This window comes from Cupriavidus sp. GW821-FHT07C08 (genome assembly GCF_059419025.1).
The window spans coordinates 1-16,631 of record NZ_JBWKQZ010000031.1 but is presented as its reverse complement, the minus strand read 5'-3'; the positions used below and the strand labels follow the sequence as shown (position 1 = coordinate 16,631).

Sequence of the window (16,631 nt, the reverse complement as noted above, 5' to 3'; positions counted from 1 at the left end):
CCCTTTGCCTATACCGCGGAAACGCCGCCCGATTGCTGCGCCGTGCCAGAGGCCGGCGGCGCGGTGACAATCGAGCGCAGCGACGGGTTGGCGGGCCTGAGGGCGGCGAGGTCGGGAACGGGACGGCGCAACGCTGGCAGCATGGCAAACGCAGCTTCCATCGCCTGGGCCGCTCCCAGCGTCTCCAGGTCGCCGCGGAAGCGGCCGGTCACCTGCAGCCCGAACGGCATGCCGGCCTCGTCAGTGCCGCACGGCAGGGAAATGGCAGGGTGCGTGGTCAGTGTCACGACATAGGTCAAGGCCAGCCAGCGGTAATAATTTTCCTGCTTTTCGCCATTGATGGTGTCCGCGAACAGCCTGGTCCATGCGAAGGGCGACACCGGCGTGGTTGGCGACAGGATCAGGTCGTATTCCTGGTAGGCCCGCTGGAAGCGATGCAGGATACGGTTCTGCTCGGCCTGCGCCCATGCGCTGTCGCCCAGTGACATCTTCGCGCCGAGCTCGTAGTTGGCGCGCGTATTGGGGCCGAGAGAGGCGGGGTCGCGCTGGTAGGCGTCATGCAAGCCGGCGACAAAGCTTTCGGCGCGCAGGACATCGAAGCAGCGGTGCACATCGCCAAGCTCGAAGCGGACCTCGTCGCATTGCCGGAACAGGTGGCGCATCTCTGCGATCCTGGCGCGGAACACGCGGCGGACACCGTCGTCGACCGCGCAGCTGCCGAAGTCTTCGGTCCAGCCGACCCGCAAGCCCGACAGGTCCACCGGTGCCGGCGACAGATACGCTGCGGCGTCCACCGCGTAGCTCAAGGGATCGGTCACCGACACCCCGGCCGAAGCCGCCAGCTGCAGGCAGGTATCGGCAACGGTGCGTCCCATCGGCCCGACCACCGAGATCGGCGTCCAGCCCAGCAGTTTGCGCGAGTTGGGGACGATACCCGGCGAGGGCCGGAATCCGACCACGCCGCACTTGGCCGCGGGAATGCGCAGCGAGCCACCGGTGTCCGACCCGGTGCAGACCGGCAGGAAGTCCGCGGCCAGCGCCGCGGCCGAGCCGCCGGAGGAGCCGCCCGCATTGAGGTTCGGGTTGAAAGGATTGCCGGTCGCGCCCCAGACCGCGTTGCGCGAGTTCGCGCCGGCGCCCATTTCGGGAATATTGGTCTTGCCCACCACGATGGCACCGGCCGCCCGCAGCCGTTTCACCAGCACGTTGTCGTCGGTCGGCACGTGGTTGCGGAACAGCGGCGAGCCATAGGTGGTCAGCAGGCCCTCGGTGGCCTCCAGGTCCTTGACCCCTAGCGGCAGCCCGTGCAGCAGGCCGAGCGGTTCGCCCCGCAGCATGGCCTGTTCGGCGGCGCGCGCTTCCTTGCGGGCGCGCTCGAAGCAAGTTGCCGTGATGGCATTGATCAGCGGGTTATAGGTCTCGATGCGCGCGATGCACGCCTCCAGCAGTTCTACCGGCGAGATTTCCCTGGAGCCGATCAGTCGTCGGAGTTCGACCGCCGAGGCCGAGGTCAGTCTGTCTTGCGTGGTCATGGAACAGGTGTCTCCGGGGCCTTGCTGTCAGTCAAGCTTGATATGGGCGCGTTGCGCGATGGCACGCATCTGCGGGATTTCCTTGTCGATCATGGCCGCGACCTGCTTGCCGGGCGCGTAGAAGGGCTCGATGCCGCTCTCCGCCAGCTGGCTGCGCGTTGCCGGATCGGCGATGGTGTCTGCCAGTGCCTTTTCCAGCCTGGCCCGGACCTCCGCCGGCAGGCCGCGAGGCGCGACCAGCGCGATCCAGGTACTGGTGTCCATGCCCGGATAGCCGCTTTCGGCGACGGTCGGCACATTCGGCAGCAGCGACGAGCGCTTCGCCGTCGTGACCGCAATGGCCTTGATCTTGCCGGACTTGAGTTGTGGAATGGCCGCAGCCACCGTATCCACGCTGAAGGGGATCTGGCCCCCCATCAGATCGGTCATCGCCGGCGCGCTGCCCTTATAGGGCACATGCAGCAGTTTGGTGCCGGTGAGGTTCAGCAGCTCTTCGCCGGCAAAGTGGGCAGTGGTGCCGGCGCCGAACGAGCCGTAGGAATACTTGCCCGGGTCTGCCTTGACCGCGGCGACGAACTCTTTGAGGTTGTTCACCGGCACGTCGCGGTTTGCCAGAAGGATCAAGCCGGTCGACCCGATCATGCCGATGGGCTCGAAGTTCTTCTGAGGGTCGTAGGGCAGCTTTGCGTAGACCGCCGGATTGACCGTGAACGTGGTGCCGGACGTGGCCATCAGCGTGTAGCCGTCCGGTGCCGCTTTGGCCACGTAGCTCGCCGCGACAATGGTGCCGGCCCCGGGCCGGTTCTCAACCACCACGGTCTGGCCAAGACGCTCGCCGAGTCTGCGGGCGATGGTGCGGCCGACGATGTCTGTGGCACCGCCTGGCGGAAACGGCAGGACCAGCTGGATCGGCTTGGATGGATAGCCACCCTGCGCAGTGGCAGGGGCGGGCGCCAGCGCGGTTCCGGCAGCCACGCTGCAGGCCGTGAGGAGGAACAAGGTGCGGTGGGCGGTGGATCGCATGTTGATGCTCCGGCAGGGTAGGTATCGCGCAGCGCAGCAGGGTGGGGGCACAGCGTGATCTCATCGTACGATCAATCCGGCGTGACATCGTCGCAATGTTTCGAAAGCTTGATTGCCGAAAAGGCAATCCATAAAATGAATCTGACCTTGGCTTCGCTTTCGCCCCGACCATGTCGTATCGCATCCTGCAGGAAACCGCCGTCCGCTACTTCCTTGAGGTCGTACGCACCGGCTCGGTCAAGGACGCCGCCCTCAAGCTGAACGTGGCGCCATCGGCGATCAGCCGGCAGATCGCCAAGCTGGAGAGCGAGCTGGACACACTGCTGTTCGACCGGCGCGCGCGCGGCCTGGTACCCAATGCGGCGGGGGAGATGCTGGCGGCGCACGCCAAGCGCGCCCAGCAGGAGATCGATCGCGTCACGGGTGACATCCAGGCACTGCGTGGCTTGCGCGTGGGGCAGGTCCACCTGGCAAGCGTCGAGGGCATCGCGCACGATTTCCTTCCGGCTCTGGCCGCCAGTTTCCGGGAGAAATACGATGGCATCCGCTTCGACCTGGACGTGTGCCCGCAAGGCGACATTGCCAGGCGCATTCGCGACGGCGAGGCGGATATCGGCGTCACGCTGAGCGGCCTCCCCGAACTCGATATCGAGGTGGAACTGCGCCACCCGGCCCCGGTGCTCGCGGTCATGGCGCCGGACCACCCGCTGGCGGGCCAGCGCCAGATCTCGCTGTCGCAGGTCATCGGCTATCCGCTCGCGCTGCCGCCCAAGGACAGCTCACTGCGGCAGTTGCTGGACACCAGTTGCAGCCGCCAGGGGCTCAGCTACCAGACCGTTTTTTCCAGCAATCACCTGGACTCGCTGGTCGGATTCGCTGCGGCGGGGGCCGGTGTCATCACTTTCTATGGGGAGCTTTCGGTCCGGCGGCGGTTGAAGGAAGGGTCCATTGTCGCGGTGCCGCTGCGCGACCGGGAAATGAACGAGCGCTATATCGAGATCCAGACACTGGCCCGGCGCAACCTCCCGCCCGCGGGGCGCGCCTTCGTGCAGCATCTGGCCGATGCCATCACGCGCATAGGCGACCCATGATTGCCGGATCGGCAACCATGGATTCCAATAATTGATTGCGACGGATATTCCGCCCGGACGCGCCGGCATTGCAGAATCAGGGCATTAGCATCCATTGCCTGACTCCCTATGACCCGGACCGCAAACCTGCCCTCCAGGATCCGCATCTGCCATGGCTTCTAAAGACATCCTGGTACTTGGTGCCGGCATGGTCGGCGTCTGCACGGCGCTGGCGTTGCGCCAGCGCGGCCATGCGGTCGTGCTGGTCGACCGGCAGGCGCCCGGCAGGGAAACATCCTATGGCAACGCCGGCATCATCCAGCGCGAAGCGGTGCAGCCCTACGCTTTCCCGCGCGAGTGGATGGCGGTCCTTCGCGTCATCTCCCGCCAGGGCAACGATGTCCACTATCACCCCGCGGCACTCGCCAGCCTGCTGCCCGCGCTGGCGCGCTACTGGCGTGAATCGGCGCCTGACCGGTACGCGGCCACCGTCACGGCATACAGTGCCCTGATCCGGCACTGCCTGACCGAGCACGAGCGGCTGATCGCGCTGACCGGCGCACAGGACCTTGTGCGCAAATCGGGATGGCTGCAGGCGTATCGCAGCGCTGCGCCGTTCGACCAGGCGGCGCGCGCTGCAGCCGAAGTCGCGCAGCAGCACGGACTCGATTGCCGGATTCTCGACCAGGCCGGGCTGATGGCTACCGAGCCTGCGTATTGCGGGCCGGTGGCCGGCGCCATTCACTGGCGCGATCCCTGGACCATCGTCGATCCCGGCGAGCTGGTAAGCCGCTACGCGGCGCTGTTCAGCAAGGAGGGCGGAATCTTCAGTCGCGGTGATGCCGCTACGCTGAGACAGACGGAAGGCGGCTGGACCGTGGAGACGGAAGATGGCCCGGTCAAAGCTGCCGAGGCCGTGATTGCACTTGGGCCGTGGGCCACGACCCTGACCAGACCGCTTGGCTATCGTTTCCCGCTATTCGTCAAGCGGGGATACCATCGCCACTATGCCGCTGAGCCGATGCCGTCCATGCCGCTGCTCGATGTCGAGAACGGCTATATGCTGGCGCCGATGCAGCGCGGCCTGCGCCTGACAACGGGGGCCGAGTTCGCGCACCACGATGCCACGCCGACCCCCATCCAGCTGCAGAATGCCGAGCGCCACGCCCGCGAGCTGGTGCGCCTCGGTGCGCCAGTCGAAGATACGCCCTGGCTCGGCGCCCGGCCATGTGTCGCCGACATGCGGCCGATCGTCGGCAGGGCACCGCGCCATCGTGGCCTCTGGTTCAACTTTGGACATGGCCACCAGGGCTTCACGCTCGGCCCCGTCACGGCCCGGCTGCTTGCCGAACTGATGGACGGTGAGCAACCGTATGTCGATGCCCGCCCGTATGATCCGATCCGCTTCGGCGCGTGAGACGGCTATGCTGAAAGGGGAGTGAAAGCGGATCATGCACCCTCGACACCTTCAGCCCGGCACGCTGTGGCCGGCAATCATGCAGCGGACGGCGCACGCCATGCAGAGCGGGGCGTTGTGCCCGATCGAAACCGCCCAGACGGCAATTGAGGACGGCGGCGTGCGGTTCCTGGTCCGCCAGGTGTCGAGCCTGGCGCGCAAGGACAAGGCACGCGGGACGAGCAGTGCCGGGGGCAATCCATTCCTGCCCTATGACCCGGAACTGTTTGTTGCGGATATCTCCGACACCCATGTGGCCTTGCTCAACAAGTTCAATGTCATCGAGCATCATCTGCTCATCGTCACCCGGCGCTTCGAACCGCAGGAATGCCTGCTGACCGTGGCTGACTTTGAAGCGCTGCTGGCTTGCATGGCGGAATTCCCGAGCCTGGGCTTCTACAACGGCGGGGCAGCTGCGGGAGCGAGCCAGGGCCACAAACATCTGCAGATCGTGCCGTTGCCGCTCGCCGAGGGTGGCCCGGCGCTGCCGATCGGCCCCTTGCTGGCGTCGGCACGGATCGCCGGCGCCATCGGCGTCGTTCCCGCCCTGGCATTCGCGCATGCGTTCGCGCCGCTGGATCTGTTTGCGGCGCCCGTCGAAGAGGTGGCGCGCATGGCGTGCGAGCGCTACCGCGTGCTGCTTGATGCGGTTGGCGTGCGGGCGGTGGATGTCGAGGGCGGCCTGCGCCAGTCGGCGCCGTACAACCTGCTGGTCATGTCCGCAGGGCTGTTGCTGGTGCCGAGATCCGGGGAGTGCGTGGAAGGCATATCGGTCAATGCCCTGGCGTTCGCCGGGTCGCTTTTTGTCCGGGATGCTGCGCAGATGCAAACCATTGAGAACCTTGGCCCGATGCGTCTCCTGCGGCGAGCCGCGGGGCAGGGCGGGACAGCCGCCTGGCTGCCCCTGACGTGACCCTACGCGGCCTGATTCGCAGCCGGCTGCCGCGCTGCCGCTTTTTGCCCGGCATGCTTGCTGCGCCGGGTTGCACGCAGCACCAGCAGCACTACTGGCAGGATCAGGACACCCTTGATCAGTTCCGGGTCCAGCGGGAGATGCACCGCATGCAGCGCCTTGAGCCCCGTACCCGCCAGCGACAGCACGTAGTAGGAAATGGCCGCGACCGACAGGCCTTCGACCGCGTGCTGCAGCCGCAGCTGGCTGCGCGCGGTCTGGTCCATGCCTTCGAGCAGGCGCGTGGTGTCCTGCTCCTGCGCGAGGTTGACGCGCGTGCGCAGCAGGTCGAGCGCGCGCGCCACGCGGCCGGCAAACTGCTCGTGCCGCGCCCAGACCGACCTGCACGTCTCCATGGCAGGCGCGAAGCGGCGCTCCATGAATTCGGCGATGGTCGGTATGCCTTCGATGCGCTCTTCACGCAATTCCTGGATGCGCGCCAGCACCAGCTTCTCGTAGGCGCGCGACGCGCTGAAGCGGTTGCCGGATTCCGCCAGTGCCTCGATGCGGACCGCCAGGTGCGTCAGGCGCTCCAGCAACTCGGCATCGTGGCGGCCGCCCTGGCTCGTGTCCATGCTGCGCATCAGCGGCGCGAGCGAGCGCTGCAGGTTGTCCACGCTGCGGCCCAGGTCACGCGCCACCGGCAAGGCCAGCAGCGCCATCATCCGGTAGGTCTCGATTTCATACAACCGCTGCAGCAGCCGTCCGCCTTGCACTTCGCGGAAGCCGTTGTCGATGACCAGGAAGCGCGAAAAGCCGTCGGGCGGGATCGTCCAGTCGCAGAACACCTCACCGCCGCCCAGGACGTGGCTGCCCGCCAGGATCGGGCCGTCGATCCATTGCCTCACGTTGTCGCGGGCATGGGCCGCTGCCTCGCCCGAGACCAGTTCCATGCGCAGCGCCACCAGGCGTTTGCCGGCGAAGCTGTCGAACCAGTCGGCCGGGATATGGGAGGTGGCCAGGTCGGAGAAGTAGTCCGCGTCACCACGCCGCGCCACGAATGTGAAGGTGGAGAACTCCGTGTGCCGCTCCCACTTCAGCTGCTTGTCATCGCCCCATCGCCCTGAATAGTGGGTCACGCCGTCGGCCGGGTCTTCCAGCCCGGTCAGCCGGCACAAGGAGGCCAGCAAGGCATGGTGGACGGCGGTATCGCCGTCGGCATAGATGGCGAAGTGCGTCAGCGAGGCGGAGCCGCCGATGCGCAGGAAGGGGCGGGCATGCAGTTCGCGCGCAAGGCTGTCGCGCAAGGGGTGGTCCATGATTGGCTGTGGCATAGGTCGTCAACGTTTCTGGCCAGTATGCCCGAGGGCCAATGAATAAGAAAAACGCGTAATATTGATCTGTTGCTTCAGTTTTTCTGATACCAATGAAAGCGCTTGACCTCGATGTGCTGGCCATGATGGTGGCGGTTGCCGATACGGGCAGCATTTCCCGTGCGGCGGAACTCGTGCATCGGTCGCAGTCGGCAGTCAGCATGCAGATCAAGGCGCTAGAGCGGGCTTTGGGCAAGCCACTGTTCGTGCGCAAGCCGAGAATCGTAGTGCTGACCCCGGAAGGCGAAGTCCTGCTGGGCTTCGCGCGCCGCATGCTGGCCTTGCGTGACGAGGCCTGGGCGGCCGTGGTCCGCCCCGACGTGACCGGGCGTGTGGTGCTCGGCATGCCGGACGACTATGCCTCATCCCTGCTGCCCACGATCCTGAAGAAATTCTCCGCGACTTACCCCAAGGTCGAGATCCAGGTCATTAGCTTGCCGAGCGTGGCCCTGGCGCCCATGGTCAAGGACGGATCGGTCGACCTGGTCTGTGCAACGCGAGTGAAGGGGCTGTCCGGGGAGTTCATCCGGCTGGAACCGATGGTGTGGGCCGCCTCGCCGGCGGCGCACGAGATCTGGAACGAGCGGCCGCTGCCCATTGCCGTGTTCCAGTCGGGCAGCGTCGCCCGCGACATTGCGATCCGCAGCCTGGAGCAAGCCAGGATCGCCTATCGCATGTCCTATGAAAGTCCCAGCCTGCTCGGCCTGCTCAGCATGGTCGAAGCGGGACTGGCCGTGGCGCCGCTCGCACGATGTGCTGTCCCGGCGCATTTCACCATCCTTGGCCAGGCCCAGGGGCTGCCAGAGTTGGCCGGGCTGGAGCTGGTGCTGGCGCGCAGCGCAAAGTCGAAGCGGCCGCCTTGTGACTTCCTTGCCGAACAGATCCTGGCCGAATTGCAGCGCCGGCAAGCGTAAGGATCAGTTCAGGCCGGTAATGTAATGCGCAAGGTTCCTGATGTCGTCATCGCTCAGATTGCGCGACACGCTGGTCATACTCCCCGCGTCATTCGTGCGCCGCCTGGCCCGGAAGTCCTCCAGCTGCTTGACGATATACGCGTACTGCTGCCCGGCTACCCGCGGTATTTCGTTCTGCCCGGCGAATCCACCGAGGTGGCACATCGTGCAAAGCACTTCCTCCGACTTGCTGCGCCCGGCGGCGACCCGCGCTGCGTCGACCTTGTAGGTCGACGCTGTCGGCGTCTGCGCGGCAAAATAGTCGGACAGGTCCTGCATGTCCTCTGTTGACAAAGGCGTGGCCATTGGCGACATGGCAGGGTCGCTGCGCCGTCCTTCCTTGAAGTCACGCAACTGCAGGTAGAGGTAGCGCGCGGTCTGTCCCGCCAGTTGCGGATAGGCAGGATTGGTGGAATTGCCCTGCGGACCATGGCAGGCAACGCAGACCTGCGCCTTGGCCTGCCCGGCGGCCGCATCGGCACGGGTATTGCCGCTTGGGGCCAACAGTGCCAGCAGTGCAGTCACCATGGCGGGCACCGCTGCGCGCCGCGCCGCGGGGAGGCGGCGGCGCGGGGTAGTCGGCATTCCGGGATCGCTTGCGGCGAACCTATTGCACCGCAAAGACAAAGATGCTGTTGCCACGCTTGAAGTCGAGCTGGGTGTTGCCGCCGGCCGCGACGGCAATGTACTGCTTGCCGCCGACGGTATAGGACACTGGCGGCGAATTCACGCCGGCCCCGCACTGGAACTGCCACAGCATCTTGCCGTTGGCCGCATCGAATGCCTTGAACAGGCCGTTGCCTTCGCCAGTGAAGACGAGGCCGCCGGCCGTGGCCAGCACGCCGCCGATCAGCGGCTGCTCGGTCTTGTAATCCCACGCCACCTTGCCGCTATCGATATTGACCGCCGACAGCTTGCCCCACTGCTGCTCGCTCGGGATGACCTTGAAGGCGCCGCCCAGCCACAGCTTGCCGCCTGGATAGGGGACATCCTCGACCTGGTAGGTCATCGGCTGATGCAGGTTGGCGGCATAGGCAAGCCGCATCTTGGGGTTGAACGCCATCGGCGACCATTCCACTCCCCCGTTGGCGCCCGGCAGCATGCGCGCACCTTGCGGGGTGGGCAGGGTCCACATGTTCTCCTGCGGGATCATTGCCTGCGAGAAGCGGATCAGTCGGCCGTCGCGGCGGTCGTGCACATAGACGTGCCCGGTCTTGCCGCCGTGGATGACGCCCGGGATCATCTGGCCTTTTTCATCGCGCACGTCCACGAGGATCGGCGGACTGGCTGCATCCAGGTCCCACACGTCATGGGCGATATATTGCGAGTGCCACTTGTAGGCGCCGGTGTTCAGGTCGACCGCGACCAGGGAATCGGTGTACAGGTTGTCTCCGGGACGGATCGCGCCGTACAGGTCGGGCGACGGATTGCCCACCACGAAGATCGCCAGCTTGTTGGCGCGGTCGACCGCCGGGGCCATCCACACGCCACCACCCAGCGTCTTGTAGAAGTCGCCGCCCTTGTCGGCCAGCATCTTCTTCTCGGCGGCGATGTCGCGCTTCATGTCGCGCCCGGTGGCGTCCTTGGTGGCCCACACCCCTTCATGGCCCTTCTCGGGGATGGTGTGGAAGGTCCACAGCAGCTTGCCGTCGGTCGTGCTGAACGCCTTGACGAAGCCGCGGATGCCATATTCGCCGCCATTGGTGCCGATCAGGACCTTGTCGTCGACGACCACCGGCGCCATGGTCTCGGAGTAGCCGAGTTCCGGGTCAGCGATCTGGGTTTCCCACAGCAGCTTGCCGGTCCTGGCATCAAGCGCGACCAGCTTGGCATCGAGCGTGCCCATGTAGAGGCGATCGCCGCTGATTGCCACGCCACGGTTGTTAGGCCCGCAGCAGAACGTGGTGACCGGTCCCATCTTGTGCTTGTAGTGCCAGAACTCCTTGCCCGTCACCGCGTCGATGGCATAGACGTGGTTATAGGAAGTCGTCAGGAACATGACCCCATTGACGACGATCGGCGCAGTCTCCATCGACTCCATCACTGCCGTCTGGAAGATGAAGGCGGGGCGCAGCCTGGCGACGTTCTTCGTGTTGATCTGCGCCGCTGGATGGTAGCGCATCTGCACGTACGACCCGTTGGAGTGCAGCCAGTCGTTGCCGTTGGTGCCTGCAGCATCCAACTGTGCCTGGGTGACCGGGCGCAGCGCACTGGACATAGGTGCGCCCGGCGTGGTCGCGCTGTCCTGAGTTTCCCCGGCGGCGAGCGCGGCGGTTGCATGGAAGGTGAGGAACAGCAAGGGGAGGGTGTGCCGGGAGAGGCGAGAGAATGAGAGCATGGGGCGCTCCTTATTCGATTCTTGTCGACCTGGCCGCCTGGGTGAGGGACACGCACAAGCCGATGCGTATCGTGGCGAGGCAAAGCAGGCCCTGCCGCGCGTCGAAGTGGCCCGAGGTGAAGTGCAGTATAGGCAAGAACCTAAGCAAAACAACAAGCACACGCAGCGCGGTTTTTTGCACTGCAAGGACATCGTTGAACCGATGCATTGCAGCATGAAAAGGCCGCTTGAATTTGTGCTTCCTGCGCACCAGACTTAGCGGGCGGGTAAGCAGAAGACACCGGGAATTGCCTTGCGTTGCGGTACCCGTCTTGCGCAATGCATCGCGCCGGTTGTCATCGGAGGAGCCGGATATGAACCGTGATCTGCGAAGGATTTCAATGGTGTGCGTGTGCGCGCTCGGCCTGCTTGCAGTTCGGGCACTTGCCGATGACGACATCAGCCTGAACGCGCGGTTGCTGGCGTCGGCGCGCGCGGGGGACGAGGCCGGGGTGCGTGGAGCGCTGAAGCAGGGCGCCGCGGTGGACTCGCGCAACCGCATCGGCGACACGCCATTGTTGACGGCGTCAAAGCGCGGCCTGACCGGCATGGCGCGCGCGCTGGTGGAACACGGCGCTAACGTCAGCCAGCCGAACCTGCAAGGCGTGACGCCGCTGATGGCGGCTGCGTTTGGTGGCTACCAGGAGATCACCGCGATGCTGCTGGCGCGTCATGCCGAGCTGAACGCCACCGACCGCGTCAGCAAGACCGCCATGATCTACGCAGCGGGAGAGGGCCGCACGGCGGTGGTGAGGCAGTTGCTCGATGCCGGCGTCGATATCAACGCACGCTACGCACATGGCCTGACGGCACTGATGTGGGCGGCCGGCTATGACAAGAGTGACGTGGTCCAGCTGCTGCTCTCGCGTGGCGCAAATGCCTCGTTGCGGGATGATCGCGGGCTGACTGCGCGCGAGATTGCCGAGCAGGCTGGTGCGAAGAACGTGGCCGCCGCGCTGGCGGGCAGCCAGACCGCAGCGGCACCGGCGAAGTAGCGCCGCTGCGCTTACGGCGAATCGATCGAACCCACGCTCTTGGGATAGGTCACGATGCCCCAGCTCAGCGGCAGCCCGTCGAACTGGCGCACCGGCTTGTAGGTGCGGGCGTCGATGACATAGACCGCATTGGAGCGCCCGCAGGCCACCAGCAGCCGCGCATCGTCCGGCGTGAAGCTGAAATGCCAGCAGCGCTTGCCTATCGCGATGTCAGCCAGCGACGCGAAGGTCTGCGCATCGAACACCTGTAGCGTGTCGGCGCGCGAGGCGGCGACGAACAGGCGCTCACCGGCGCGATCGAACGCCACCCCGTAGGGACCGGTGCGCGTCGGCACGGTGCGCAGCACGCGGAAGTTCGTGGCGTCGAGCACGACGAAGGCATTGGCTGATTCCAGCGTCACCACATAGCGGTTGCCGTCCGGGCTTGCCTTGATGCCGCGCGGGCGCGAACCGGCGGGCATTGGCAGCAGCTTTACTTGCCTGCCGCTGTCGTTCTCATAGACCGTGACGGTGTCGTCGCCTTCATTGGTGACCAGCATCAGCTTGCCGTCGCGCGAGAACTCGATACCTTCGGTTTCCAGCCCGCTGCGGATCGTACGGTTCACGCGCCAGTCCTTGAGGTCGATCACGGCGATTTCCGCCGGCAGGGGCTTGTCGTCATCGCTTTTACCCTTCGCGGATGGGGGCGGCGCGGCCCCGGGCGGGCCGGAGCGCTCGCCCGGTTCGTAGGTGACGAAGGCCTGGTTCCCGGCCACGCGCACGAATTCCGGGTTCTGTCCGATCGGCACGCGGCGAACCAGCTGCCCCGTGGCAAGGTCAATTACCGACAGGTCGCCCGTGCCTTTATTGGCCGCCAGCAGGTATTTGCCATCCGTGGTCACGGCCAGTCCGCGCGGCCCCTTGCCCCCGGCCGGGAGGCTGGGCATGAGTTCGAGCCGGTCCAGGTCGATGACGGCGATGCCGCCGCCTTCGGTCGACACATAGGCCTGCGCTGCGTCGGCGGCGACCGGGCACACCAGCGCCAGGAGGCCAGCGGCCAGCATGTGTCGCGTACGGGATGGAAGGTGCGAAGGCATGACGTTCTCCTCGTTGCCCGGATGCATGGCGGCCCGCTCAGGGCCCGCCCCATTCATAACGCACGCCGACCAGGAACAGCCGGGGCGAGCCCGGTGCCACAAAGCGGTCGACGGGTACGGCCGCGCCGGGCAACAGCAGCGTGCCGCCCGGGAACAGGTTGTTGCCCGCCTGTCCGTAAGTCTCGTAGCGGCGGTCGAACAGGTTGTCGATGCGCCCGTAGATTTGCCAGCGCGGCGAGAACTGCCAACTGGCGCGCAGGTTCAGCAGCAGGTAGCCAGCGGTGCGGGCAAGGCCGGGGTCCTGCGCGCTGAGCGCGCCATCCTCGTTGCCCGCGACTGGACGCGATGACGATACGATCACGTCGCCGCCCACGCTGATGGTGGCAGTCGCGCGCCAGTCTGCGCCGAGCTTGAAGCTGTGCAGCGGGATTCCTGCCATGCGCGTGCCCGGATGCACCGCCACCGGCGCAGCGAAGGGGGTCTGCAACTGGCCGTCCGCCTGGTAGGTCGCTTGCGTGTAGCTGTAGCCGGCGCGCAGCGTCAGCCGGCCCAGCCGCTGCCGCAAGCCCAACTCAAGGCCCTGGTTGCGGGTCTTCGGGAAGTTCGAGAAATAGCCCAGCGGACTGAACGGAGAGCGCTGAAAGATGATGTCGTCGGTGTTGTTGCTGCGGTATAGCGCCAGGGTCAGTTCAGTGGTGTCAGCCGGCTGCCAGCGTCCGCCCAGCTCCAAGGTGCGCGTGACCACCTGGCGCAGGGGGGGATCGGCCTGCAGGCCGGTAGGAAGCTGGCAGGCATTTGCAGGGTCCGCGCAACCCAGCTCGATCGCCGTGGGCATGCGTGTGCCCTGCGAAGCGGAGCCGAAGATCGTCAGGCTGTCGAACAGCGCGTGCGATGCGCCCACCGACGGGTTGAGCCTTGTGAACGTGAAGCGTTCGTCCGATGGCGTGGGCGCGCCCAGCACTGTATGCCGTCGCCCTTCGTTCCAGCGCGCGGCCAGCGTCAGGAAGGTCTGGGGAAGCAGTCGGATGGTGTCGGTAGCGTACAGTCCCACCGTGCTGTCGTGGCCGTCCAGCAAAGCATTGGTGACCACTGGCGCATTGGGATCGCCAAGCGCCGTGCGCGCTGTGTCGAAGCTGGCCAACTGCGTCGTTTGCGCGTAGCGCGACTGGTTCAGGTCCAGCGCGGCACCCAGTGCGAAACGGTGCGTCTCGCCATCGTGCGACCACTGCGCAGACACGCCATAGCTGGTCTCGCTCACGGTGGAAGCGTTGAGCACGGCATTGGCGGGCGCCTCGTCCGCTTCGCAGCCTGCGGCGCCGGGGGTGCCCTGGCAGTCGCGCAGGGTGTCCAGGTAGTCGTCGTGGATATCGCCGCTGTTGGTGCGCGAGCGCGTGCGGCGCACATAAGCCGTTAGCTGCAGCTGGTCCTGCGAATTGAACTGGTGCGCACCATTGAGCGTCAGCTGCAGCGATTTCGCGCGCGTGACATCGGGCGCGGTGTAGATGGCGCTTCGGTCGGCGCGGTAGATGCTGTCCGGCGTCAGGCCGTTGCCCGACAGCCGGCTGTTGCTGCCGAGCAGGCTGAGGCTCCATTGGGTGGCGCTGGTCGAGCGGCCCAGCTTGAAGAAGAGGTTGCCCAGATCGCTGTCGGAGCTGTCGCGCCAGCCATCCTCACGCCAGCCGGTGCCGGCAAAGTAGGCGTGCCAGCCGTCGCCCAGCGACTTGCCCGTGCTGACATCGAGCCGCGCTCGGCCATGGCTGCCGATGCTGAGGTCGGCCTCCACGCCCTGGTGCGTTTCGCCCGACTTGGTGACCAGCGCAAGCGCGCCGCCCAGCGTATTGAGCCCGTACAGCGGGTTGCTGCCCGGCACCAGCGTTACCGTGCTGATGGCGGCCTCCGGCATGCCGGCCCAGTTGATGACGTCGCCCAGGGCCGCGTTCTGGCGCACGCCGTCCAGGTACAGCGACAGCCCTTGTGCCGAACCCAGCGTCGGCGAGAGCCGGTAGCCGCGATACAGGATGTCCTGCGCGAACGGATTGCCCTGCGCGTCATTGACCACGATGCCGGTCATGTTCTCCGCCAGGAAGGACGGGAGGTTGACGGACTTCGCGCGTTCCAGGTCGCCATCGGTGGCGGTCTGGACGTTGGCGGGAAAAGCCTGGCGCTCGATGGTGAAGCCGGGCAACGGCGTCGGGGCGACCACAGTGACCTCGTTCAGGTTGTGGACCTGGTCCGCCAGTCTGCCCGCGTCAGGCTGGCTGGCCTGCTGCGCCGCGGCAGGCGCGGCCGCCACCAGCGCAATGGCGACCATGCCCGGCGCATGCCGGGACGGGCGGGTGCGGCGGCGGGCGTGGGCCATGAGGTTCCCCTCTCGTGCCGCATCGCGCGGGCGGCTGTGGCTGTGATGGAGACTTCCTGGAGTGGCGCAAATGCTACCTAATCTAGTCCAGCGCGCAGGCGGTGCCAAGGGCGATTGCCCGGCAGGTCGTTTTTTCGCCTAGAGTTTTTTGGGCGGCCAGTGTGCAGGAGGAGATCTTGCATACTGGCCGCAGGGCCAGGCAATCCTCGCAGGAGCGCGCGATGCAAGATCCGGCAGTTGTCATCGATCCTGAACGCCGCCGCATGCTGCTGCGGGTAGGCGCACTGGCCATCCTGGCGCTGAGCCTTCCGCCGCTGGGCGCCTGCGCTCAGGGAGCGGCCGCAGCGGGGCACGCCGGGCCGGCGCGCATCGGCGTAATCGGCTCGGGGCGCATCGGCGGGACGGTCGGAGGGCTCTGGGTCAAGGCGGGGCACCCGGTCCTGTTCTCGTCGCGTCATCCTGAATCGCTCAAGCCGCTGGTCGACGGCCTCGGCCCGCTGGCTCGGGCGGGCACGGTCGCGGAAGCCATCACCTTTGCCGACGTGCTGTTCCTCGCTACCCCCTACGGCGCGTTGCCGCAACTCAGCCAGGAGAATGCCGGGGCGTGGTCAGGCAAGATCGTGCTGGATGCCACCAATGCCATTCCCCAGCGCGATGGCGCGATTGCCGAAGAAGCCCAGCGCAACGGCATTGGCATCACTACGGCGAAATACCTGCGCGGCGCACGTGTGGTGCGGGCGTTCAATTTCATGGGGGCGACCAACTTCGCCAGTGAACATCACCGGCCCGGCGGCCTGATTGCCGTGCCGATTGCCGGTGACGACCAGGTGGCGCTGCAGGTGGCGGCACAACTGGTTCGCGATGCGGGTTTCGAGCCGGTGATGGTGGGGCCGCTGGCCAGCGCGGACAGGTTCGCGCCGGGCGGGCCGCTGTTCCGGCAGATTGGCACCGCCGAGGAATTTCGCAGGAAGATGGGCGGGAATTAGGGGCTAGTCCCCGTGCTCGCCGATGCGTTCACCTTTCGGGTCGCAGGGGAGGGCGCTCAAGTGGCAAAAGAGGCGCTTTCAGGTTTTCCTCAAAAATGCTTGCAAGGCAGGCATCCAGGCATTAAGATTCGCCCCCTCGTTCGCAAGGCACCGCGCAACGGGGGTGGGAAAAGACTTGCAAGGATTAACTCGATTCGAGATTCGAAAGAGTGAGCCTTCCAGAATAAAGAATTTCTCGAAAATGATTGATTAATCGCAGAAAGTTCTTTATAGTCTCGTTTCTCCGCTGCAAACAAAACGCAGCGACGCAAACGGCAAAGCCGGATGCGGTGCCCGAAAGGGCGGGTTCTTTAACAACCAAACAACCGATAAGTGTGGGCGCTTGATAACGGATGCGGAAGACTTCGGTCTTTTAGCTTTACAAGTTATACAGTGCTCGCACAGCAAAACGTGACTGGGTCTTCGGATCTGGTCAGTCAGTTTTCTGAGAGTGAGCGACCGCTCGAAAGAGCGAGGGAGCCGCGAGGCTTCCACACAGA

13 protein-coding genes are annotated in these 16,631 nt (G+C 65.8%); 6 read left to right on the top strand and 7 right to left on the bottom strand.

Annotation, left to right across the window (positions count from 1 at the left end; genetic code table 11):
- Positions 1–8 precede the first annotated feature (8 nt).
- Together AC07UK_RS30180 and AC07UK_RS30175 are read right to left on the bottom strand one after the other, a co-directional pair.
- Positions 9–1,532, bottom strand: a complete 1,524-nt coding sequence (locus AC07UK_RS30180; protein ID WP_494687536.1) for an amidase — start codon at positions 1,530–1,532, stop codon at positions 9–11.
- A 27-nt stretch (positions 1,533–1,559) separates the two neighbouring features.
- The gene (locus AC07UK_RS30175; RefSeq protein WP_436221642.1) at positions 1,560–2,555 is read right to left on the bottom strand and encodes a Bug family tripartite tricarboxylate transporter substrate binding protein; all 996 of its coding nucleotides are present in this window, start codon (positions 2,553–2,555) and stop codon (positions 1,560–1,562) included.
- A 170-nt stretch (positions 2,556–2,725) separates the two neighbouring features.
- Between AC07UK_RS30175 and AC07UK_RS30170 the strand changes: the two genes are divergently transcribed.
- The 3 genes from AC07UK_RS30170 to AC07UK_RS30160 all read left to right on the top strand — a co-directional run bounded on the left by AC07UK_RS30170 (position 2,726) and on the right by AC07UK_RS30160 (position 5,994).
- The gene (locus tag AC07UK_RS30170) at positions 2,726–3,646 is read left to right on the top strand and encodes a LysR family transcriptional regulator (protein ID WP_436221643.1); all 921 of its coding nucleotides are present in this window, start codon (positions 2,726–2,728) and stop codon (positions 3,644–3,646) included.
- Between the two features lie 151 nt (positions 3,647–3,797).
- Positions 3,798–5,042: an NAD(P)/FAD-dependent oxidoreductase gene (locus AC07UK_RS30165; RefSeq protein WP_436221644.1), complete on the top strand. Its 1,245-nt coding sequence runs from the start codon at positions 3,798–3,800 to the stop codon at positions 5,040–5,042.
- Positions 5,043–5,076: 34 nt separating this feature from the next.
- On the top strand, positions 5,077–5,994 hold the full coding sequence (locus AC07UK_RS30160) for an ATP adenylyltransferase family protein (protein ID WP_436221645.1): 918 nt from the start codon (positions 5,077–5,079) through the stop codon (positions 5,992–5,994).
- 2 nt (positions 5,995–5,996) lie between these two features.
- On the opposite strand, the gene AC07UK_RS30155 is transcribed toward AC07UK_RS30160, so the two are convergent.
- Positions 5,997–7,292 (bottom strand): DUF3422 family protein, encoded by a 1,296-nt coding sequence (locus tag AC07UK_RS30155; protein ID WP_228772494.1) that lies wholly within the window; start codon positions 7,290–7,292, stop codon positions 5,997–5,999.
- Positions 7,293–7,399: 107 nt separating this feature from the next.
- Here AC07UK_RS30155 and AC07UK_RS30150 point away from each other — a divergent pair, with 107 nt between their 5' ends.
- Positions 7,400–8,260, top strand: coding sequence for a LysR substrate-binding domain-containing protein (locus AC07UK_RS30150; protein ID WP_494687535.1), 861 nt, complete (start codon positions 7,400–7,402; stop codon positions 8,258–8,260).
- 3 nt (positions 8,261–8,263) lie between these two features.
- Here the strand turns inward: AC07UK_RS30150 and AC07UK_RS30145 are convergent, their stop codons facing one another.
- A complete protein-coding gene (locus AC07UK_RS30145; RefSeq protein WP_494693902.1) occupies positions 8,264–8,884 on the bottom strand; it encodes a c-type cytochrome in 621 nt (206 codons plus the stop codon).
- Positions 8,885–8,906: 22 nt separating this feature from the next.
- The gene (locus tag AC07UK_RS30140) at positions 8,907–10,637 is read right to left on the bottom strand and encodes a pyrroloquinoline quinone-dependent dehydrogenase (RefSeq protein WP_436221648.1); all 1,731 of its coding nucleotides are present in this window, start codon (positions 10,635–10,637) and stop codon (positions 8,907–8,909) included.
- Positions 10,638–10,990: 353 nt separating this feature from the next.
- Between AC07UK_RS30140 and AC07UK_RS30135 the strand changes: the two genes are divergently transcribed.
- Positions 10,991–11,671 carry an ankyrin repeat domain-containing protein gene (locus tag AC07UK_RS30135; protein ID WP_436221649.1) on the top strand — a complete coding sequence of 227 codons (681 nt, stop codon included), beginning with the start codon at positions 10,991–10,993 and terminating at the stop codon, positions 11,669–11,671.
- A gap of 11 nt (positions 11,672–11,682) precedes the next feature.
- Here the strand turns inward: AC07UK_RS30135 and AC07UK_RS30130 are convergent, their stop codons facing one another.
- Complete coding sequence (locus AC07UK_RS30130; protein WP_436221650.1) at positions 11,683–12,747, bottom strand: YVTN family beta-propeller repeat protein; 1,065 nt, start codon at positions 12,745–12,747, stop codon at positions 11,683–11,685.
- 37 nt (positions 12,748–12,784) lie between these two features.
- Entirely contained in the window at positions 12,785–15,106 is a 2,322-nt protein-coding gene (locus AC07UK_RS30125) for a TonB-dependent receptor (protein ID WP_436221651.1), read from the bottom strand.
- A gap of 221 nt (positions 15,107–15,327) precedes the next feature.
- On the opposite strand from AC07UK_RS30125, the gene AC07UK_RS30120 reads away from it, so the two are divergent.
- The gene (locus AC07UK_RS30120; protein ID WP_436221652.1) at positions 15,328–16,092 is read left to right on the top strand and encodes an NADPH-dependent F420 reductase; all 765 of its coding nucleotides are present in this window, start codon (positions 15,328–15,330) and stop codon (positions 16,090–16,092) included.
- Positions 16,093–16,631: the final 539 nt, after the last annotated feature.

What these genes read in the sequence shown, in the direction of transcription:
- AC07UK_RS30175 (WP_436221642.1), bottom strand. Translation starts at nt 2,555, where the DNA reads ATGCGATCCACCGCCCACCGCACCTTGTTCCTCCTCACGGCCTGCAGC.
- AC07UK_RS30130 (WP_436221650.1), bottom strand. Translation starts at nt 12,747, where the DNA reads ATGCCTTCGCACCTTCCATCCCGTACGCGACACATGCTGGCCGCTGGC.
- AC07UK_RS30150 (WP_494687535.1), top strand. Translation starts at nt 7,400, where the DNA reads ATGAAAGCGCTTGACCTCGATGTGCTGGCCATGATGGTGGCGGTTGCC.
- AC07UK_RS30155 (WP_228772494.1), bottom strand. Translation starts at nt 7,292, where the DNA reads ATGGACCACCCCTTGCGCGACAGCCTTGCGCGCGAACTGCATGCCCGC.
- AC07UK_RS30140 (WP_436221648.1), bottom strand. Translation starts at nt 10,637, where the DNA reads ATGCTCTCATTCTCTCGCCTCTCCCGGCACACCCTCCCCTTGCTGTTC.
- AC07UK_RS30135 (WP_436221649.1), top strand. Translation starts at nt 10,991, where the DNA reads ATGAACCGTGATCTGCGAAGGATTTCAATGGTGTGCGTGTGCGCGCTC.
- AC07UK_RS30180 (WP_494687536.1), bottom strand. Translation starts at nt 1,532, where the DNA reads ATGACCACGCAAGACAGACTGACCTCGGCCTCGGCGGTCGAACTCCGA.
- AC07UK_RS30125 (WP_436221651.1), bottom strand. Translation starts at nt 15,106, where the DNA reads ATGGCCCACGCCCGCCGCCGCACCCGCCCGTCCCGGCATGCGCCGGGC.
- AC07UK_RS30145 (WP_494693902.1), bottom strand. Translation starts at nt 8,884, where the DNA reads ATGCCGACTACCCCGCGCCGCCGCCTCCCCGCGGCGCGGCGCGCAGCG.
- AC07UK_RS30170 (WP_436221643.1), top strand. Translation starts at nt 2,726, where the DNA reads ATGTCGTATCGCATCCTGCAGGAAACCGCCGTCCGCTACTTCCTTGAG.
- AC07UK_RS30160 (WP_436221645.1), top strand. Translation starts at nt 5,077, where the DNA reads ATGCACCCTCGACACCTTCAGCCCGGCACGCTGTGGCCGGCAATCATG.
- AC07UK_RS30165 (WP_436221644.1), top strand. Translation starts at nt 3,798, where the DNA reads ATGGCTTCTAAAGACATCCTGGTACTTGGTGCCGGCATGGTCGGCGTC.
- AC07UK_RS30120 (WP_436221652.1), top strand. Translation starts at nt 15,328, where the DNA reads ATGCAAGATCCGGCAGTTGTCATCGATCCTGAACGCCGCCGCATGCTG.